The organism is uncultured Brachyspira sp. (assembly GCF_910578695.1).
GTDB lineage: Bacteria > Spirochaetota > Brachyspiria > Brachyspirales > Brachyspiraceae > Brachyspira.
This window is the reverse complement of sequence record NZ_CAJTQJ010000001.1, coordinates 169,580-170,938: the sequence shown is the minus strand read 5'-3', so window position 1 is coordinate 170,938 and position 1,359 is coordinate 169,580. Positions and strand designations below refer to the sequence as shown.

The 1,359-nt window shown below is 29.8% G+C and carries 1 protein-coding gene; it reads right to left on the bottom strand.

The features are described 5' to 3' along the window. Positions 1–176: 176 nt before the first annotated feature. Positions 177–1,307: a cell surface protein gene (locus QZ288_RS00780; protein WP_295153931.1), complete on the bottom strand. Its 1,131-nt coding sequence runs from the start codon at positions 1,305–1,307 to the stop codon at positions 177–179. Positions 1,308–1,359 lie beyond the last annotated feature (52 nt).

Genomic DNA, 1,359 nt, shown 5'->3' with positions numbered 1-1,359 from the left:
ACTTTATTATATTTCATATATAATATTATACTAAATATATAATAATTTGTCAAAAAATAATCATAAAAGTAAAGTTTATTAAATTTATATATTTTTAATAATAAATTATATATTTTCAATAAAAAAAGGACTTGACTGAAAATAGCCAAGCCCTAGTATAGTCAAATTAATAATAATTATTGAGCACCGTTAAGAGAAGGTAAATACCAAGTAATACCTGTAGTAGCATTAAATTTAACAGGAGGTTGTCCAGTAGTGGTACTATTATTAACATCCATCTCAAAATACCATTCCAAGTCTTGAACAGGTCTTATATAAAGTTCTGTATAAGCTCCCCAAGAAAGTGTATGAGATATTTTAGAATCAGTAGCAGGTGCACCTCCTGAGGATTTTTCTTTTCCTTTATAAGAAGCTTTATAACCTAAAGAAGGCTCAAGATAGAAATTTACTATATCGCTGCTGGCAGACATACCCAATACAAATTCAGCTTTTACATCATAAGGGTTTTTATCCCATTCTTTTTTATTATTTAATACAAACGGATTACCTTCATTATATTTAATAGCATCTCCAGCTCTTACTGTTTTATTTTCTTCAACTAAAGCTGTATTAAAGTCAACTCTTACAAAAGGATTAATACCTACATTTCCTACAGTAGTATTTAAGAAATAAAATCTAGCTTGGAAGCCTACTGACTGAGCAAAATAATTTTCAATATTATCATCAGTAATTTTATTCTTATATCCAGCTTGTCCGTATCTGAAATATACTCTGATTTGATTGAAAGCATCTATTCCTGTATAGTATCTTATCTGCACATCAGTACTTATGCCCATATAATCTGTTTCTGTATTTATTGGAATACCTGAATCATCTACTTTATTGAAAGGATTTTTAGAAACTGCTATTTGTACAGGAACAGCTATTCTCAAATTATTATTTAATGCATTTATCATTAATACAGGAGTATGAACGCCTAATCTGGCATTTTGATAAGTATAATTATATCCTAATCCTACGCCTATAATATCAGAAGTATATCCTATACCTGCCGAAATAGTTGTGTCTAAATCTACTTTTCCTGTTTCTCCTGAAAGTATACTACCTATTGTAGTAGGAACAGCTTGGGATCTAAAGCCGAAAGTACCTTTGATTGTTCCATTTCCTAAAACGAAGCCTAATTGATCCATTCTAGCTCTGAACTGGTTTCCATGTACTAAGAAATCTATCCAAGAATCCCTGTCTCCGTACATACCGAATGCTGAAACTGATGTTATTAGTAAAGAAACTGTTACAGCAAACATCATTTTCACTTTTTTGCTAACTTTAATCATAAGTTATCTCCTAATTTTTTTTATA

What these genes read in the sequence shown, in the direction of transcription:
- QZ288_RS00780 (WP_295153931.1), bottom strand. Translation starts at nt 1,307, where the DNA reads ATGATGTTTGCTGTAACAGTTTCTTTACTAATAACATCAGTTTCAGCA.